General features: G+C 63.8%; 16 protein-coding genes and 1 tRNA gene. 7 read left to right on the top strand and 10 right to left on the bottom strand.

Annotated elements, in window-relative coordinates:
• The first annotated feature begins 125 nt into the window (after window positions 1-125).
• From modB to SKA58_RS03115, 6 genes are all read left to right on the top strand, one after another.
• On the top strand, window positions 126-830 hold the full coding sequence (gene modB, locus SKA58_RS03140; RefSeq protein ID WP_009820895.1) for a molybdate ABC transporter permease subunit: 705 nt from the start codon (window positions 126-128) through the stop codon (window positions 828-830).
• On the top strand, window positions 820-1,437 hold the full coding sequence (locus SKA58_RS03135) for an ATP-binding cassette domain-containing protein (RefSeq protein ID WP_009820894.1): 618 nt from the start codon (window positions 820-822) through the stop codon (window positions 1,435-1,437). Before modB ends, SKA58_RS03135 begins: the two co-directional genes overlap by 11 nt.
• A 79-nt stretch (window positions 1,438-1,516) precedes the next feature.
• The gene (locus tag SKA58_RS03130; protein ID WP_009820893.1) at window positions 1,517-2,176 is read left to right on the top strand and encodes a hypothetical protein; all 660 of its coding nucleotides are present in this window, start codon (window positions 1,517-1,519) and stop codon (window positions 2,174-2,176) included.
• 174 nt (window positions 2,177-2,350) lie between these two features.
• The gene (gene rfbB / locus SKA58_RS03125; RefSeq protein WP_009820892.1) at window positions 2,351-3,421 is read left to right on the top strand and encodes a dTDP-glucose 4,6-dehydratase; all 1,071 of its coding nucleotides are present in this window, start codon (window positions 2,351-2,353) and stop codon (window positions 3,419-3,421) included.
• 36 nt (window positions 3,422-3,457) lie between these two features.
• A complete protein-coding gene (locus SKA58_RS03120) occupies window positions 3,458-5,716 on the top strand; it encodes a glycosyltransferase (protein WP_009820891.1) in 2,259 nt (752 codons plus the stop codon).
• Window positions 5,717-5,822: 106 nt separating this feature from the next.
• Window positions 5,823-5,896: transfer RNA gene (locus SKA58_RS03115), tRNA-Gln, on the top strand.
• A 72-nt stretch (window positions 5,897-5,968) separates the two neighbouring features.
• Here the strand turns inward: SKA58_RS03115 and SKA58_RS19090 are convergent.
• The 9 genes from SKA58_RS19090 to SKA58_RS03070 all read right to left on the bottom strand — a co-directional run bounded on the left by SKA58_RS19090 (window position 5,969) and on the right by SKA58_RS03070 (window position 14,269).
• Window positions 5,969-6,772 (bottom strand): sterol desaturase family protein, encoded by an 804-nt coding sequence (locus SKA58_RS19090; RefSeq protein WP_009820890.1) that lies wholly within the window; start codon window positions 6,770-6,772, stop codon window positions 5,969-5,971.
• Between the two features lie 169 nt (window positions 6,773-6,941).
• Window positions 6,942-8,225: a capsule biosynthesis protein gene (locus SKA58_RS03105; protein WP_009820889.1), complete on the bottom strand. Its 1,284-nt coding sequence runs from the start codon at window positions 8,223-8,225 to the stop codon at window positions 6,942-6,944.
• Complete coding sequence (locus tag SKA58_RS03100; protein WP_037542502.1) at window positions 8,218-9,840, bottom strand: capsular polysaccharide export protein, LipB/KpsS family; 1,623 nt, start codon at window positions 9,838-9,840, stop codon at window positions 8,218-8,220. Before SKA58_RS03100 ends, SKA58_RS03105 begins: the two co-directional genes overlap by 8 nt.
• Window positions 9,841-9,937: 97 nt before the next feature.
• Complete coding sequence (locus SKA58_RS03095) at window positions 9,938-11,233, bottom strand: glycosyltransferase family 4 protein (RefSeq protein ID WP_009820887.1); 1,296 nt, start codon at window positions 11,231-11,233, stop codon at window positions 9,938-9,940.
• A gap of 45 nt (window positions 11,234-11,278) precedes the next feature.
• Window positions 11,279-11,719 carry an HIT family protein gene (locus SKA58_RS03090; RefSeq protein WP_009820886.1) on the bottom strand — a complete coding sequence of 147 codons (441 nt, stop codon included), beginning with the start codon at window positions 11,717-11,719 and terminating at the stop codon, window positions 11,279-11,281.
• A gap of 9 nt (window positions 11,720-11,728) precedes the next feature.
• Window positions 11,729-12,364 (bottom strand): CoA transferase subunit B, encoded by a 636-nt coding sequence (locus SKA58_RS03085; protein WP_037542062.1) that lies wholly within the window; start codon window positions 12,362-12,364, stop codon window positions 11,729-11,731.
• Window positions 12,364-12,684, bottom strand: coding sequence for a DUF5076 domain-containing protein (locus SKA58_RS03080; protein WP_009820884.1), 321 nt, complete (start codon window positions 12,682-12,684; stop codon window positions 12,364-12,366). The genes SKA58_RS03085 and SKA58_RS03080 overlap by 1 nt, the downstream gene beginning before the upstream one ends.
• Window positions 12,681-13,559 (bottom strand): HAD family acid phosphatase, encoded by an 879-nt coding sequence (locus SKA58_RS03075; protein ID WP_009820883.1) that lies wholly within the window; start codon window positions 13,557-13,559, stop codon window positions 12,681-12,683. Before SKA58_RS03075 ends, SKA58_RS03080 begins: the two co-directional genes overlap by 4 nt.
• Window positions 13,559-14,269 carry a CoA transferase subunit A gene (locus tag SKA58_RS03070; protein ID WP_009820882.1) on the bottom strand — a complete coding sequence of 237 codons (711 nt, stop codon included), beginning with the start codon at window positions 14,267-14,269 and terminating at the stop codon, window positions 13,559-13,561. Before SKA58_RS03070 ends, SKA58_RS03075 begins: the two co-directional genes overlap by 1 nt.
• An 86-nt stretch (window positions 14,270-14,355) precedes the next feature.
• Here SKA58_RS03070 and SKA58_RS03065 point away from each other — a divergent pair, with 86 nt between their 5' ends.
• Window positions 14,356-15,225, top strand: a complete 870-nt coding sequence (locus SKA58_RS03065; RefSeq protein WP_009820881.1) for a LysR family transcriptional regulator — start codon at window positions 14,356-14,358, stop codon at window positions 15,223-15,225.
• On the opposite strand, the gene thiS is transcribed toward SKA58_RS03065, so the two are convergent.
• Window positions 15,222-16,217: a sulfur carrier protein ThiS gene (gene thiS / locus SKA58_RS03060; RefSeq protein WP_009820880.1), complete on the bottom strand. Its 996-nt coding sequence runs from the start codon at window positions 16,215-16,217 to the stop codon at window positions 15,222-15,224. The two genes, SKA58_RS03065 and thiS, sit on opposite strands and share 4 nt — an antisense overlap.
• Window positions 16,218-16,290: the final 73 nt, after the last annotated feature.

Genomic DNA, 16,290 nt, shown 5'->3' with positions numbered 1-16,290 from the left:
CGCTGTCCCATCCAAACGGGCCTATCGTCCCGGGCGCGCTACACTAGCGCGCCGATGCAGTGCAACCGCGCTAATTATGGTTGCGCTTGCTTGACGCGCGAACGGCAATCGCCCAACCACCGACGATGAATTTTACCCTGTCACCGCAGGACTGGACGGTCATCGGCCTGTCGTTGAAGGTCAGCTTGGTCGCGGTAGCGGTCATGTTGCCGATTGCCTTCGCACTCGCCTGGATATTGGCGCGCTGGCGCTTTCCGGGCAAGCTGCTGCTTGACGCGCTGGTGCATCTGCCGCTGGTCGTGCCGCCGGTCGTCACCGGCTGGCTGCTGTTGCTGCTGTTCGGCATCAACGGCCCGATCGGCAGCCGGCTCGACCAATGGTTCGGCGTCACCTTGTTGTTTCGCTGGACCGGGGCGGCGCTGGCCGCTGCGATCATGGCGATGCCGCTGATGGTGCGCGCGATGCGCTTGTCGATTGAATCGGTCGATCGGCGGCTGGAACAGGCGGCGCAGACGTTGGGCGCTTCGCCGCTGCGCCGCTTCCTGTCCATTTCGCTGCCGCTATCCTTGCCGGGCATCTTTGCCGGCGCGATGCTGGGCTTCGCGCGTTCGATCGGGGAATTCGGTGCGACTATCACCTTCGTATCCGACATTCCCGGCGAAACCCGCACCTTGCCCATCGCCATCTATGCCGCGCTTCAGGTGCCCGGCGCCGAAGCCGCCGTGAGCCGCTTTGCGATCATTTCCGTGCTGCTGTCGTTAGGCGCGCTTTTAATCTCGGAACTGCTCGCCCGCCGCGCGACGCAGGGACGCATGCCCCATGTCCTTTGACCTGCGCCTGCGCCGCCGCCTGGGCGACCGCACCATCGCGCTCGACTGCATCGCCGACGCGCGTCTGATCGCGCTGACCGGCCCATCGGGCGTTGGCAAGACCAGCATCCTCAACATGGTCGCCGGCCTGCTCGCCCCCGATGAAGGCCATATCCGCATCGATGGCGAAACCTTGTTCGACAGCGCGAGCGGCATCGACCGGCCAGCCGCAGACCGCCATGCCGGCTATCTGTTTCAGGACCTGCGCCTGTTTCCGCATATGCGCGTGGATCGAAACCTGCGCTACGGTCGCCGTCCGGGCGGCGCGCTGTCGGAAGAGGACGTGCTGGCTTTTCTGGGCATCGGCCACCTGCTCCACCGCATGCCGTCCACTCTGTCGGGTGGCGAAGCGCAGCGCGTCGCCATCGGCCGCGCCCTCCTCTCCGCCCCCCGCTTCCTGCTGATGGACGAACCGCTGACGGGGGTCGATCGCGCTCGCCGCGCGGAAATATTGCACCTGATCGAACGCGTGCGCGACGAATTGCGCCTGCCCATTCTCTATGTGACGCATGATCTGCGCGAAGCGGAACGGCTGGCCCATCGCATCGTCGAAATGCCCGAAGGATGAGGTCGCCAGCACAAAAACACCGTGACAGCGCCCCTTTTGCCCGCCATCAGGATCGCATTTTGAACGGATCTACCCCCTCTTGAACCACGCGGACGACAAGAACGAATCTACAGCGTCCCCCGAAGCGGCGCTTGCCGCTCGCCTCGACGCCATTGAGGCCAGGCTTGCGGATAGCAGCAGTCAGCTCGATCAGGTGCAGCATCTGGTTGAGTTGGTCCTCGCGGAAACCCTGTCACGCCGGCTTGACGGCGCACCCGGGTCTGATGCGGCCATCCAATGGTCGACAGCGGGCTTCCCTGTGCTTCCCCGCAATGTCCCGGTTTATTTCGGGTCCGGCACGAAAACGTGCGAGCCCGATCCCGACGTATACCTTGCAAGCGGCTGGCATGTGCGCGAACCTTGGGGCGTATGGGGCAGCAATTCTATCCACGCATTGCGCTTCGCGCTCGACCGCTGGCATGGCGGCTATGTAACGGTTAGTCTCTCTTTATTCTGCTTTCTGGCAGACGGCATGGACCGCCCCCAAGTCGATATAAGCGCCAACGGCTATTTTCTGGGATCTCATCAGCTTGACGCAGTGCACCGGGTTGTCCGGTTGCGTCTCCCCCCTTCCTGTATCGGTAATGGAGATATTCTGCTCCAGTTCCAGCATGAGGCGCCTGTCAGCCCGGCATCTCACGGCATCGTGGTCGATCCGCGTATGCTGGGAGTCGGCCTTGTCATGCTGTCCGCAGGCTAGAGGATAAAAAGACGCACTGTTCGAGGCGTATCGCAATTGCGAATAGCGCGACTTTGCGGCAAGTGCGAAATCCGGTCGACATATATATATACCGCTTGGACGAAGCGGATCTTCATATCATCCCTGCGTCCATCGGTGGCGCGCGGATCAGCTAGGGAGCGAAAGAGAAGGCACATGGCCAATCTGATCATTACCGGGGGCGCAGGCTTTATCGGCGCGAATTTCGTCCGCCACTGGCGCAAGGTGTCTCCCAATGACGGGATCGTCGTGCTCGACGCCCTGACCTATGCGGGCAACCCCGCCAACATTGCAGACGTACCGGACGTTTCCCTGGTCGAAGGCGACATCTGCGACACCGCGCTTGTGTCGCAACTCATTGCCGATCACGATGTCGACACCATCGTCCACTTTGCCGCCGAAAGCCATGTCGACCGTTCGATCACGGGCCCCGACGCCTTCGTCACCACCAATGTCATCGGCACCCACAGCCTCCTGAAAGCCGCCAAGGCCGCCTGGCTCGACAAGGGCACCGGCCGGCCCCACCGTTTCCATCATGTCTCGACCGACGAAGTCTATGGCACGCTGGAACTCGATGATCCCGCGTTCAGCGAATCCACGCCTTATGCTCCCAATTCGCCTTATTCCGCGTCGAAGGCGGGGTCGGACCATCTGGTGCGCGCCTATCACCACACCTATGGCCTGGAAACGACGACCAGCAATTGCTCGAACAATTATGGTCCCTACCAGTTTCCCGAAAAGCTGATCCCGCTCTTCACGCTCAATGCGCTGTCGGGCAAGAATCTGCCCATCTATGGCGACGGCATGAATATCCGCGACTGGCTGCATGTCGAAGATCATTGCATCGGCATCGAACTGATCATGCGCAAGGGCCGGATCGGAGAGACCTATAATGTCGGCGGCGGGCAGGAACTGCCAAATATCGAGGTTATCAAGGAAATCTGTCGCGGCGTTGACGAAGCCTTTGCGCGCAATCCCGCACTCGCGTCGGTATTCCCCGATGCGCCGGCCGCCCACGGCCGCCCGTCGGCCGAACTCATGACCTATGTGCAGGACCGCAAGGGCCATGATCGCCGCTACGCGATCGACGAAACGAAGATCCGCAGCGAACTGGGCTATGAACCTTCGCGCGATTTCCCACAGGGCTTTGCCGATACGCTCAACTGGTTCCTGGACAATCAGGACTGGTGGCGTCCTCTGGTGGCGCGCGCCGCCCTGGCTGGCTGATCCTTCAATCGCCGGGCAGGCCACGCAGGACCATCGATGACGCTCGATATCATTCTTCCCATTTATCGAAACGTCGACATGGTCCGGGCTTGCCTGGATTCTCTTGTCCGGAATCTCGACGAGATCCGCGATCACAGTCCCCGCCTGATCGCGATCAACGATTCGCCCGATGATCAGGCGGTCGATGCCTATCTGCGTCAATGTCATGCCCAAGGCCTGATCGACGTCCACATCCGCAATCCCGAAAACCTCGGCTTCGTGCGGAGCGTCAACAAGGGATTGGCGATGGCGCGCCGCGACCGGCGTGCTGCCCTGCTCGTCAACAGCGACACGCTGACCTATCCCGGCACATTGTCGGAAATGCTGGCCGTGCTGCATGCCGACCCGCAGATCGGCTTCGTCTGCCCGCGCTCCAACAATGCCGCGCTAGCGACCTTTCCGCCCGCGCCGCATAATCTGTCGGGCATCGCGACGACGCCGGAAATCTGCCATATCGCCTGGGAATCGGTACACCGGCACCTTCCCCGCTACAGCTTCGCGCCGACCGCCGTCGGCTTCTATCTGCTCATTTCAGGGCAGGTGGTCGCCAATTTCGGCTATCTCGATGAGGATTTCGGCGTTGGCTATGAGGAGGAAAATGACCTCGTCATGCGGGCGGGCAAGGTCGGCTTTCGCGCCGTGCTCGCCAATCACGCCTTCGCTTATCATGCCGGTTCAGCCTCCTTCAAGCTGCACGACATTGACTATAAGGGCCAGCAACAGGCCAATCTGCGCATGATCGATGCGCGCCATCCTGAATTCCTGCCCCTGGTCTGGGCGCATGAAGCATCGGCTGAATATCGCGCGATCGCCCAGATGGCGAACCTTGTGCCGACTGTCGACAGCAAGCTCAAGATCGCACTCAATCTGCTCAGCGTCGGCCATCATCACAATGGCACCAACGAACTCATCATGAACTTCGTCCGCTGGTTTGATCGCCAGCCGCAGGACGGGTTCGAACTGCATATTATCTGCAAACGGTCCGTCGCAGAATTCCATGGCATCGACCGCCTGGACCATGTGCGGCTGCGTACCGATGCGACGCCGGGCTATGCCGTGTCGATCTTCTTTGGCCAGCCCTTCGAACTCGACCAGATCAGCGTCATGGAGCATCTCGCCCCGGTCAATATCTATGGCATGCTCGACGTCATTGCGCTCGACTGCGGCAATCTGCGCGCGGACAATGACGTGCAAACCCTCTGGTCCTATGTGGCGCGCAACGCCAACGGCCTCTTCTTCATCAGCCGGTTTTCGCAAGAAACATTCCGGCATCGCTTTCCCCGGCGCTTTGGCGCGCAGGTCCATACCCGCCTTCTGCCTACCCGCCCCTCGGCCTACGCGGCGCGCTATGAAGGACTGGAACTGCGCCGCGACCATGCGCTGGTGCTCGGCAATCATTTCGCGCACAAGGCATCAAGCGCATCTGCCCGTATCCTAGGCGAAGCCATCCCCAGCCTGTCGGTCCTTGTCATGGGCAAGGGCGGCGATGACATGCCCTCCAACGTGCGCCAACTTCACGCCGGCGTCATTCCCGACGTCGAGATGAACGAGATTTTCGCGTCCAGCAGCGTCATCATCCTGCCTTCTTATTATGAGGGCTTCGGCCTGTCGGTGATGCACGCGCTGGCGCTCGGCAAGCCGGTGGTCGCCCGCGACATCCCTGCCACGCGCGAAATCCTCGCGACCTTCAGCGCGGTGGAGGGCGTCTTTCTCTATTTCAACGACAGCGACCTGCCCGACGCCGTGCGCCAGGCCGTCGAATGCGAACAGGCGCGCGTGGTGGAACAGGACGGGGCTGACTGGGACGACTGGTCGCGCGACCTCTTCGCCTTCGCCACCGGCTTGCTCGACCGGTCCGACATTTGCGACCAATTGATCGCCCGGATTGAAGATGGCGACATGCTCCGCCGCCACAGCGCAGCCAAGGACGGCACGGCGCCTTCTGGCGCAAGTGGCGGTCCGGTCGCGCTCAATCTCGCGCCGGCCGCGACGGTCGATCTGCCGGCCATTCTTGCGCTCGACGGCGACGCCTTCATTGAGGCCTTCTATATCCAGATACTGGGCCGTCGTGCCGATCCCGCCGGCCTCGACCATCATCGCGCCCTCATCGCCAACGGCATGACCAAGGAAGACATGCTGCGCGCCATCATGGAATCGCCCGAGTTCAAGGACCGTCGCGCGACCATCACCGTGATCGGCGCCGACCGCCTCGACAAGAAAGCCAAACGGCGACGCAAGCTGCTGTCGCTGGGCTGAAGCCGTCGCGATTGGGCGCGCTTGCACCAGCCCAAACAAAGCACTTGACCACCCGCCTGCCGCCGCCTATCTGCGGCCTCCCGAGCGGGAAACCGCTTACGATCGGTGCCCGATCGTCTAAAGGTAAGACTACGGACTCTGACTCCGTCAATTGAGGTTCGAATCCTCATCGGGCATCCAGATTTTCCTCCTCCTGACATCCAGGCGCTTGGCTGTGGTATCCATGCGCCCGCGTCATCCCGCTGACGGCCGTCAGGCCGCTGAGCGCGCGACCGGGCGGGTTTCTGACACATCGGCAAAGGACTCAACGACGCTTCCCGCCGCTATCTTCCGTTCGGCCCTGCGAACGGGCATGACGAGAAGGTCGAAATAGGAGCGCGGCGGCCGCACATCCTCGAGTCCCACTGCAGGATGTTCGTCCGGCGCAGGAAAATGGGCGGTGCCGAACAGTTGATCCCAGATCGAAAAGACGGGCGCGAAATTCTTGTCGAAATGCCGCGTCTCGACACTGTGATGGATGCGGTGGAACCTGTTATCGACCAGCAGCCAGCGCAACGGCCCGACATGAAGCCGGGTCGAAGCGTGGATGAAGAAATTCCAGAAAGCGACCATGACCACCGCCAATGCCGGCACGGCGACGCCTTTCAGTCCCAGTAGGCTGAAGGGCAGGATCTTGAAGAAGAATTGGCAGATCAACTGCACCGGGTGTGCATAAGTATGGGCTGCATGTAGCTGCGTGGGCGCATGATGCACGGCGTGGAACGACCACAGGAAGCGGTGTTCGAACCGGTGTTCCCAATAATTGCAAAAGTCCCAGAGCAGGATAAGCGTCGTCAGCAGCAACCAGTCGGGCATCCACCGCAGGTCGATCAGGATCGGGCATTCGATGAAGCGCCAGAAGGCGTGAAAGGGCGGCACGATGAACGCGGCCGACACCGGCAGCGCCAGGACGAAGAGAGCGCCTGGCAGCCGATCGCGCAAGCTGAGTTCCTCGCTCGGAAATAGCATCTCCACCAGCACGCACAGGCACAAGGCGAGCAGGAATGGCACGGCCATCCACAGGCTCGCTGCAAGAATGAGTCCCAGGTCAGTCCATGACAACGCCATGGTTCCGCCCTATCCGCCAGACATGTAGATGGCGTTAACCCGCCCGAAGCCCCGCGAAGCCGACTTTGAAGGGCCGATAGCCAATCACTTTGAATTCGCGCGATTCACCACGCCGCCCTCATGCCGCGCTGCCGTGAACCACGTCCATGCCGCGCCGCCGGCGACGCGCGGGGCGGGTCAGGGGCAGCACTTCGGACGGGTCCTTTTCCAGCCGCTCGACCGCATTGTCGACCAGCATCTGCAAGCCCTCGTCGCTCAACAACCCGCCGCGGATCAAGCAGCGATCCTCGAGCACACGGCGGAACGCGGAATAGAGCGTCATGTCGGGCTGGCGCGGCGCACCCCAGAAACTGTCGAGGCTGGTGTGATGCACGATGCCAGGCACCTTGTAGACCGCGTGGCCCAGCACCACGACCGGCTTGGCGCTGTTAAGCGCCAGCGTGCCCACCGTGCTGTTCACCGTCACGACGCCCAGCGATGTCTGCACGACCTCGGCAATGTCCCAGTCAGAGAGATAATGAAGCCGATCGCCGACGCCATAATGGGCCGCCAGCTTGCGCGTCAGCCGTTCCCAGCCGACCAGTCCCGGATCGAGCGGATGGCGCTTGACCAGCAACGCGACGCCCTGGGGCGCATGTTCGGCAAAGCTCTTGATGACGAAGCGCAGCGCCGCGCGCATGTCGCCGAAGGGCGAATGGACGCGAATCTGATAATCGGAATTGAGCTGCAGCGGCAGGGTGAAATAGGGCTGGCCCTTGACCGCCTCCCATGTCGCGGCCGACCGCTCCGCCTCGCGCTGTCCCATCAGCAGCTTCCAGCACCAGGCGACCGATTCCAGGATGAAACTATGCGGCCTGTGCGTGCGATAATAGGGAAAATAGGGCCGCATCAGCGCCGACGACAGGCCATTGCGCATCGTGTTGCGCGCCCGCGCCTGGAATGTCGAGGGCACCGGCGGCAGCGGCTCGGTCCGCTCGGGCAGGCCAGCCGCCTGATCGAGATACCATTGCGGATCGAGCGGCAGCGTCGAATTGCCGTTCACCCCGTCATCCTGCAATGTGAGGAAGTCGGGCCGGATATAGCCTTCCTCCATGCAATGCACCCGCAATCCGCGCAGCCGCGCCATGCCATGGGCCGATGTATGATAGGGTCGGCAGTCGCCGTAGAGGATAAGGTCGGTAACGCCGTGGTTGACGATAAAATCGTCAAAGAAGAGCGGCCAGTTGCGGAAGGTCCCGCGATAATCCGCGGCTTCTCCCGGCCAGTCAACCTTGTCGCCGCCATTGATGTTGATGCGCAGGGCGCGATGCCCCCGCGCCCGCAAGGCGTCGGCCAGCATCGCGAAATAGGGTCCGTGCGGTCCCTGCAGGAAGAGAAAGGTCTTAACCTGCGGATCAGCCATGAAAAAACTCTGCGGCCAAAGTCATAAATCTGCGCAACTTCCCCTGCATGGCCCGCACCCTGATAAGCCAAGTCACAGGCGGCGTCGACCCATTGGCTAAACGCTCCACCATCACTTCAGGCCCACAAGGCAATCCGGTCACCGGATCGAGATAGCGGGGATAGAGAATGAGTGCTGCAGCGACAAGCGCATCAATGGTGCGCTGTCGCCCACGACGGGGGCTTGGCTCTGCCAGATCGCGGGTGAGGCCCCAGCCGGCATAGAAGGGCATGCCGTGCACGGTCACCGCGCGACCCCGGATCAGCGCCTCGAACCCGGTGAGCGAGGAAAGCACATGCACCGCATCGACGGCCTGCACCAGGTCCATCAGCGATCCGCCGCTGTCGATCGCATCCGCATGGGCCAGGGCCGCCGCATCGGTCAGGTGGCCCTTGCGATGCCCGGCCTGCACGTCGGGATGGGGGCGATAGAGGATGAAGGCATCGGGTTCGGCGCGTCGCACGCGCTGGAGAAAATCGAGATTGCCGACCACCCCTGCGCCGCCCAGCCGCACCGACAGGTCATCGTCCACTTGGCCCACCGCCAGCACGGTACGCCGTCCTTTCGGCAAGGCGGGCAGCCCGCCGCCCTGCGCCCCATATTTGGTGACGCCCGACGCACAGATGCGCGCGCGCAGCCGCGCCGCCCGCTCGACCAGCGCGGGCGAAAAATCCTGCGTCGCGAGCAGCTTTTCCAGGTCATTGGGGCCGAGCGCATTATAATAAATGCCGCTGCGGTCGACCACGATGGAGCCAGGTGGATGGAGAGCCGCGCCCAAGCCACGCGAACGCAGGAAGCCATCCTCCACCCGCGCGACGGGAATGCCCTCCGCCTCTGCCTGTGCGACGATGGCGGCGGGCACGCGCGAAGGCCAGACCGCCAGCGCCCCGCCCTCGCGCTGCGCCTTGCGCAGGCCGCGCCGCGCCGACACAAAGGGCGGCGATCGCTCGCCGTCCCATAAAAAGGCCCGGATCGCCTCGCGCTTCCAGAAGGCCATGCCGCTCGCCGCCGATAGGCCGCGATTGCCGTCCAGATGTCGTCGCCAGTCGGCCAATTGCGCGATCGCCTGCGTGACATCGATCGTCCCACCGGAAAATGGGTCGCGATACTGCACCGCGGTCAGCCGGGCGCGCAGCGCCGTGTGCAGCCGCGCTGGCTCTACCGCCACGCCATCCGCTCCGATCACCGGCACGCCCATCAGCCCGGCGATCAGCGACCATTCATCCTCGGCACCGGCATGGATGGCCTGCGCGCCTTCGATCATGTGCCACGGGTCGCAGTCAGCGGGGAGCATGCGTCCCGCCACATGGGCCGCGCCCTTGCCGGGCAACAGGCCGATCTGATCCGAGTCCATTTCGACAAAAACGCGCGCGTCCAGCGGCGTTCCCACCCGCACCAGCCGCCGCACCGGATCAGGCCGCGCGCCCCAGAAGCAACCGCCCACGCGCGCGACGCGAAGCTGGTCCAGCATCCCCTCGGTGACATGAACCGCGGCGGTTCTATCGGCAGGCAGGGAGACGGCGGCGACAGCCGGGTCGACATTGGGGAAAGGCGGGGATCGCAGAAACGGGGTCATGCGCCATGACGGACCGGGATCGCGCATCCGTCCCGTTCCAGTCCCAAAGCGCGCCGCATCGTCATGCCTCACCCTTGGAGCAGGGGGGATGCAAAGGTCAAGGAACAGAGGCCGTTACTTCCTCGATCAGGTCGGTCACTATGTCGAAATAGTCACGCCAGGTCGGCGCGCGCCACGCGCTGATGCGCGCCTGCTGCGCCGCGCGCTCGGGCGAATCTGCCTGCGCATAGGCGCAGATCGCCCGCATCCATCCCAGCCCGTCCAGCGGATCCAGATAGTCCGGTGCATCGCCACCCACTTCGCGATGGGCGATGATGTCGCTGCAAATCACCGGCACGCCCGCCGCCAGCGCCTCGACCACCGGCATGCCGAAGCCTTCGGCAAAGGACGGCATCAGCATCGCGCGGGCATTGGCGACCAGCGCCTGCATCCGGTTGTCGGACACTTCGCCCGCCTCGATCACATGGCCGCGCAAAATGTCCGCGCGCTCCAATATGTCGATGACATTCTCATTTTCCCAGCCGCGCCGTCCGACCAGCACCAGCACCGGGGCCGCGTCGCCCATGTCCTCCACCAGCCGCCGCCAGATGGTGAGCAGCAGCAGATGGTTCTTCCGTGGCTCGATCGTCGAAATATAGACGAAATAGGGCCGCCTGGGCAGCGACTCGTCGCGCGCGCCGAATATGTCGGGCGCGTCCGCGCCGAAATGCGCGACCCGCACAACCCGACCGTCCAGTCCGGCGCCCAGATGCGGCGCCAGCGCATCGATCGTCGCCTGGCTGTTGCCGATAATGCCGGTTGCATAGCGGTCGATCGTGCGCACGCGGCGGCGATGCTCGTCCGCACCCTGCGGCCGGGCATATTCGGGATGGCTCAACGGGATGACGTCATGCACCAGCGTCACCAACTTGGCGCCCTCCGCGCGCAGGATCGCGCCCACTTGGCCCGCGTCGTCCAGATGGTGCGGCGACACCTGCAAATAGATGCGCGGCCCCTTCGCCTTGGGCACCGGGCGCGGCCGGGTCGCGAACATATGGCGGATGACCGCCGCCTTGCCCTCGCCGCCCGCGTCGCTGCGCGTATTGCGCCACTTGGCTGCGGTAAAGGCCAGGAACTGGCGCACCGCCGCATTGCTCAACCGCCCATAATAGCCGCCAGCGGGATGCACCGCCGCGAAGGACAGGCGATGGGGCATTCGCTCCAGCAATTCGCGGGCATAGACATATTCGACCCGGTCGATCCCGGTCGGCGCGGGGTGGAAAGCGCGCGACAGCAGTCGCGACACGTCCAGCACCACTTCACTGTCGCCACGCGCGCCATCGAAGCGGGGGCTGGCCCGCTTGGTGCGCAGCGCCAGCCGCGCGCCAGGGGCGTTGAAGGGACGCAGGGCCATCGGCTCAGCGTCCGCCGCTCAGATGTGACAGGCAGGCGGACTGCATCAGAACTGCGCGCGTATCTCTTGCGCCAGCGCTTCGAGCGCGTCGGGATCGGCCTTGCCGCCCGCGCCATGGGCGGCAAAGCCCTTGGGGTCGCCCTCCCATCTCGGCAGGATATGGACGTGCAGGTGGAAAATGGTCTGCCCGGCCGGCGCACCGTTGAACTGCGCGATCTGGATGCCGTCGGGGTTCAGCGCCTTGCGGATGGCGGTGGCGACCTTTTTCGTCGTCGCCATCACCTGGGCCAGCGCCTTGTCCTCCATTTCCAGCAGGTTCCGCGCCTTCGACCATTTGGAAATCACCAGCGCATGGCCGCGCGTCTGCGGCATGATGTCCAGGAAGGACAGCGTGTCCGCATCCTCATACAGCGCGGTCGACGGTATCTTGCCCTGCAAAATCAGGGCAAAGATATTCGCGTCGTCATAGGTGCCGTCGAGGCTCATGGAGTGCCCTTAGCTGATATAATGGGCGCTCGTCTTAGCAGCGACTTCCTCCGCCGTCACGCCCGGCGCCAGCTCAATCAGCTTGAACGGACTATCATGGTCGGGGCGCTGGAACACCGCCAGGTCGGTGACGATCATGTCGACGACATTAGTGCCGGTCAGCGGCAGGGTGCAGGCCGGGATGAATTTGGGATCGCCATTTTTGGACGTATGCTCCATCACGACGATGATCTTCTTGACGCCCGCGACCAGATCCATCGCGCCGCCCATGCCCTTGATCATCTTGCCGGGGATCATCCAGTTGGCGATGTCGCCATTTTCCGCGACTTCCATCGCGCCCAGCACGGTAAGGTCGATATGCCCGCCCCGGATCATCGCAAAACTGTCAGCGCTGGAAAAATAGACCGACTGCGGCAGCTCGCTGATCGTCTGCTTGCCCGCGTTGATCAGGTCGGCGTCCTCCTCGCCCTCGAATGGGAAGGGGCCGATGCCCAGCATCCCGTTTTCCGACTGGAGCGTCACTTCGACGCCTTGCGGGATATGGTTCGCTACCAGCGTCGGGATGCCGATGCCCAGGTTCACGTAGAAACCGTCCTTGAGTTCCTTCGCCGCGCGCGCGGCCATCTCGTCACGAGTCCAGGGCATCAGTTATCCTCCTTCGCAGGCTCAGCACTCAGCCTCGCGCGTTCCTCATCAAACCCCTGCCAGATACGGCGAAGGGCTTCGTCTTCAGAAATTTGACCCACAGCAGCATAAGCCTGCGCGGCGGTACAAACGCTTTCCGTGAGCAAAGAACCCAGCAGTTCTGGCCTCCACTTATCCAACATGCCCACCAAAACATATGAGCGGCCTTCATCCGGGTTGACCCAGAACCGAGCTAATTCAAATGCACCAGCACCGAGCTCAGAGTTATCAGAGATTCTTATGGCACCCGGATGCTCCGCCTTCTTGCGAAAGCCGATCATGGCCGACGTCCTTCGGGCGCCCACCTCTTGTCCATCGGAAATATGTCGTCGAACCCGCCCTTGAGGCCGCTGCCATAGACGGGATTGGGCATGACGAACCAGCCATTGCCCCACATGCCGGCGATCGGCAGGGTCATGGTCGCAGCGCGGCGCGCGGGCACGGCTTGCCCCGCATTGAACAGGTCGGAGAAATCACCCAGTTGGTCGCCGCCCATGGCGATGACGCAATATTTGGCGGCGATCGTCGCGCGGCGGCCGTCCTTGCGTGATCCCATGGCGTCGTCGCCGCTCAGATACAGCGTCTGGCCATGCACCGCCTCGCCCAGCCCCGCCGCGCGGATCGCGCGCGCGGTCGCATCGGCGTTGGCGGCCGACCGGTTGGTGTTGAAGATCACGGTTACGCCCATCTTGCGCAGCGCGCCAAGCACATGGTCCGCGCCCGGCACCGGCGCGACCGCGCCCTCCCCCGTCTTTTCCCACGCGTCCCAGTCGGCGGCGTTATAGCCCTTGCCGCTTGTTGCATCATGATATTCATAGCCGATGTTGAGCAGCACCGTTTCGTCGACGTCGAATACGGCAGCCAGTGGCTTGTCGCCGCACGGCACGAATGAGGGCGCGTTGAGGCTCGCGCCTTGCGCCAGCACCACGCTTTCGGACGGCCGCGCCTTCACCTTGGCCGCGACATAGCCCAGCAGCCCGTGCCAGGCCTGAACCGACAGCGCCGCGCCTTCACCCGACCCGTAGAGATATTGCATTCCCGCCGGCGGATTGGCGGGAGCGGCGGCAACGGGCGCGGGCGGCGCGCTCGTCACGCTCGCGCAGGCCGCCAGAGGCAAAGCGAGGAACGCCGCGCCAAGCCGCATACTTGCGGGCATCACGCCGCCTCCCGCTCCGTCACAGTGCGGAACTCGATCTTCTTGTCATAGGGCGCCCCTACGATCATTCGCTTGACGTAGATGCCGGGCAGATGGATCGCATCGGGGTCCAGGCTGCCGGTCGGCACCACTTCCTCGACCTCGGCGATGCAGACCTTGGCCGCCGTCGCCATCGGCTGGTTAAAGTTGCGCGCGGTCTTGCGGAAGATGAGGTTGCCGCTCTCGTCGGCCTTCCACCCCTTGATGATCGCGATGTCGGCGAAGATGCCGCGCTCCAATATATAATCCTGCCCGTCGAAGCTCTTGACTTCCTTGCCCTCGGCCACCTGCGTGCCAACGCCGGTCTTGGTGTAGAAGCCGGGAATCCCCGCCCCGCCAGCACGGCACCGCTCGGCCAGCGTCCCCTGCGGGCAGAACTCCACCTCCAGTTCGCCGGCCAGAAACTGCCGTTCGAATTCCTTGTTTTCCCCGACATAGGAGGAGATCATCTTCTTCACCTGCCGCGTGCGCAGCAGCTTGCCCAGCCCCTCGCCATCGATCCCGGCATTGTTGGACGCGATGGTCAGATCCTTGACCCCGGCATCGCGGATGGCGTCGATCAGCCGCTCTGGAATGCCGCACAGGCCAAAGCCGCCCGCGCAAATCTGCATCCCGTCGAACAGCAGCCCGTCCAGCGCAGCCGCAGCATCGGGGTAGAGCTTCTTCACCATGGGCGCTTCTCCTTGAATATGAACATGGGTCTAGGCGGTCGAAAGGATCAATACCAATGATTTGTTTTTTCGGATAAGCTAAAATAATGGCTATCAATCGTATCGCCTTCTATCATCTCGAAACGCTGCTGTGGATCGCGCGGCTGGGCACATTCGCCGCAGCGGCGGCGCGCCTCAACACGACGCAACCCGCCATTTCCGCGCGTGTGCGCGAATTGGAAAGCCATCTTGGCACCGCCCTTTTCCGCCGCGAAGGGCGCGCCATGGCGTTGACCCCCGCGGGCCGCGAACTGGTGCGCGAAAGCGAACCCCTCTGGGCGCGTTTCCAGACAGTGCTGACCGGATGCAGCGACATTGGCGGCGCGCGCGGGGTCGTGCGCGTGGGATCGGGGGAGATCGCAGCGGCGATCTGCCTGCCCGACTTCGTCACCGCGCTGGGCCGCGACCTGCCCAATGTCACGCTGGCAATCGACATCGCGCTGACCGTGGACCTGATCCAGCAACTGGCGTCGGGGCAGGCCGACATGATCTTCGGCGCAGGGCCGGTTGCGCACCCGATGCTGCGCTCGACACCGATCGGCGGCGTCGATCTTCTCTGGCTCGCCAGCCCCGCCATCGCCAGCGCGCCGCCGCCGCGCCCGCCGGTCTGGTCGCTGTCCAGCGCCTCGCCGCTCTATCACATCGTCAAGGATGCGCTGGCCACATCCCCGCTGGCCGACAGCCCGGTCAACCTGTGCAACAATGTGCGCACGATGATCGATATCGTGACGCGTGGCGGCGGCGTCGGCGCCTTTCCCGAAGCGATGGTGCGCGCCCATCTGGACAATGGCCGGCTCGTCAGACTGCCCGACATGCCGCCCTTGCCGCAGATCGCCTTTCACGTCGCCGTGCGCGCGGCCGAAAGTGATCCGCTGGTCCTCGCCATTTTCGGCCGGGCCAGCGGATTGCGGCTCTAGATCAGACCGGCGAGCGGGCTCGACGGGTCGGCATATAGGCGCTTGCCCATGCGCCCGGCGCGATAGGCCATGCGGCCCGCCTCGACGCCCGCCTTCATCGCGGCGGCCATCAGCACCGGGTCCTTCGCTTCGGCGATGGCGGTGTTCATGAGGACGCCGGTGCAGCCCAGTTCCATCGCCTGCGCGGCTTCGGACGCGGTGCCCACGCCCGCATCGACCAGCACGGGCAGCGTCGTGCCCTCCACGATCAAACGGATCGTCACCCGGTTCTGGATGCCAAGGCCGCTGCCGATCGGCGCGCCCAGCGGCATGATCGCGACGGCGCCCGCATCCTCCAGCCGTTTGGCCGCGATGGGATCGTCGACGCAATAGACCATCGGCTTGAAGCCTTCTTTGGCCAGCACTTCGGTCGCGCGCAGCGTCTCGACCATGTCGGGATAAAGGGTGCGCGCCTCGCCCAGCACCTCCAGCTTGACCAGATCCCATCCCCCCGCCTCGCGCGCCAGGCGCAGCGTGCGGATCGCCTCCTCGCCTGTGAAGCATCCCGCCGTATTGGGCAGGTAGGTGATTTTTTTGGGGTCGATATAGTCGGTCAGCATCGGCGCCTTGGGGTCGCTCACATTCACCCGCCGCACCGCCACCGTGACGATTTCCGCGCCCGACGCCGCGACTGCGGCCGCATTCTGTTCGAAGCTCTTATATTTGCCCGTCCCCACGATCAGGCGCGACGTGAACGCCTTGCCCGCGACCGACCAGCCATCATCGCCCGCGCCATCGCCGCCGCCGACGAAATGGACGATCTCCAGCTCATCACCGTCCTCGACCCGGACATCCGCCAGCGTCGATCGCGGCACCACCTCCAGATTGCGCTCGACCGCCACCTTTTCGGGCGTGAAGCCCAGTTCGCTCGCCAGTTCAGCGAGGGTCAGCCCCTCGCGAACGCGGCGATGTTCGCCGTTGATGCGGATGGAAATGGTGCCGTCTATGCTCACTATGCTGTCCCGATTGGCAAAGTGTCTCGACGCGGCGAGACAGGAAAGGCTATGGATTGCCTCGCATATAGGG

The organism is Sphingomonas sp. SKA58, from assembly GCF_000153545.1.
GTDB classification, from domain to species: domain Bacteria; phylum Pseudomonadota; class Alphaproteobacteria; order Sphingomonadales; family Sphingomonadaceae; genus Sphingobium; species Sphingobium soli.
This window is presented reverse-complemented; position numbering and strand designations above follow the sequence as displayed.

Excerpts from the sequence above, each read along its gene's own strand:
- SKA58_RS03100 (WP_037542502.1), bottom strand. The coding sequence starts at position 9,840 with ATGACCCCGTTTCTGCGATCCCCGCCTTTCCCCAATGTCGACCCGGCT.
- SKA58_RS19090 (WP_009820890.1), bottom strand. The coding sequence starts at position 6,772 with ATGGCCGTGCCATTCCTGCTCGCCTTGTGCCTGTGCGTGCTGGTGGAG.
- SKA58_RS03105 (WP_009820889.1), bottom strand. The coding sequence starts at position 8,225 with ATGGCTGATCCGCAGGTTAAGACCTTTCTCTTCCTGCAGGGACCGCAC.
- modB (WP_009820895.1), top strand. The coding sequence starts at position 126 with ATGAATTTTACCCTGTCACCGCAGGACTGGACGGTCATCGGCCTGTCG.
- SKA58_RS03070 (WP_009820882.1), bottom strand. The coding sequence starts at position 14,269 with ATGGTGAAGAAGCTCTACCCCGATGCTGCGGCTGCGCTGGACGGGCTG.
- SKA58_RS03135 (WP_009820894.1), top strand. The coding sequence starts at position 820 with ATGTCCTTTGACCTGCGCCTGCGCCGCCGCCTGGGCGACCGCACCATC.
- SKA58_RS03090 (WP_009820886.1), bottom strand. The coding sequence starts at position 11,719 with ATGAGCCTCGACGGCACCTATGACGACGCGAATATCTTTGCCCTGATT.
- SKA58_RS03095 (WP_009820887.1), bottom strand. The coding sequence starts at position 11,233 with ATGGCCCTGCGTCCCTTCAACGCCCCTGGCGCGCGGCTGGCGCTGCGC.
- SKA58_RS03080 (WP_009820884.1), bottom strand. The coding sequence starts at position 12,684 with ATGATCGGCTTTCGCAAGAAGGCGGAGCATCCGGGTGCCATAAGAATC.
- rfbB (WP_009820892.1), top strand. The coding sequence starts at position 2,351 with ATGGCCAATCTGATCATTACCGGGGGCGCAGGCTTTATCGGCGCGAAT.
- SKA58_RS03075 (WP_009820883.1), bottom strand. The coding sequence starts at position 13,559 with ATGCCCGCAAGTATGCGGCTTGGCGCGGCGTTCCTCGCTTTGCCTCTG.
- SKA58_RS03120 (WP_009820891.1), top strand. The coding sequence starts at position 3,458 with ATGACGCTCGATATCATTCTTCCCATTTATCGAAACGTCGACATGGTC.
- SKA58_RS03085 (WP_037542062.1), bottom strand. The coding sequence starts at position 12,364 with ATGCCCTGGACTCGTGACGAGATGGCCGCGCGCGCGGCGAAGGAACTC.
- SKA58_RS03065 (WP_009820881.1), top strand. The coding sequence starts at position 14,356 with ATGGCTATCAATCGTATCGCCTTCTATCATCTCGAAACGCTGCTGTGG.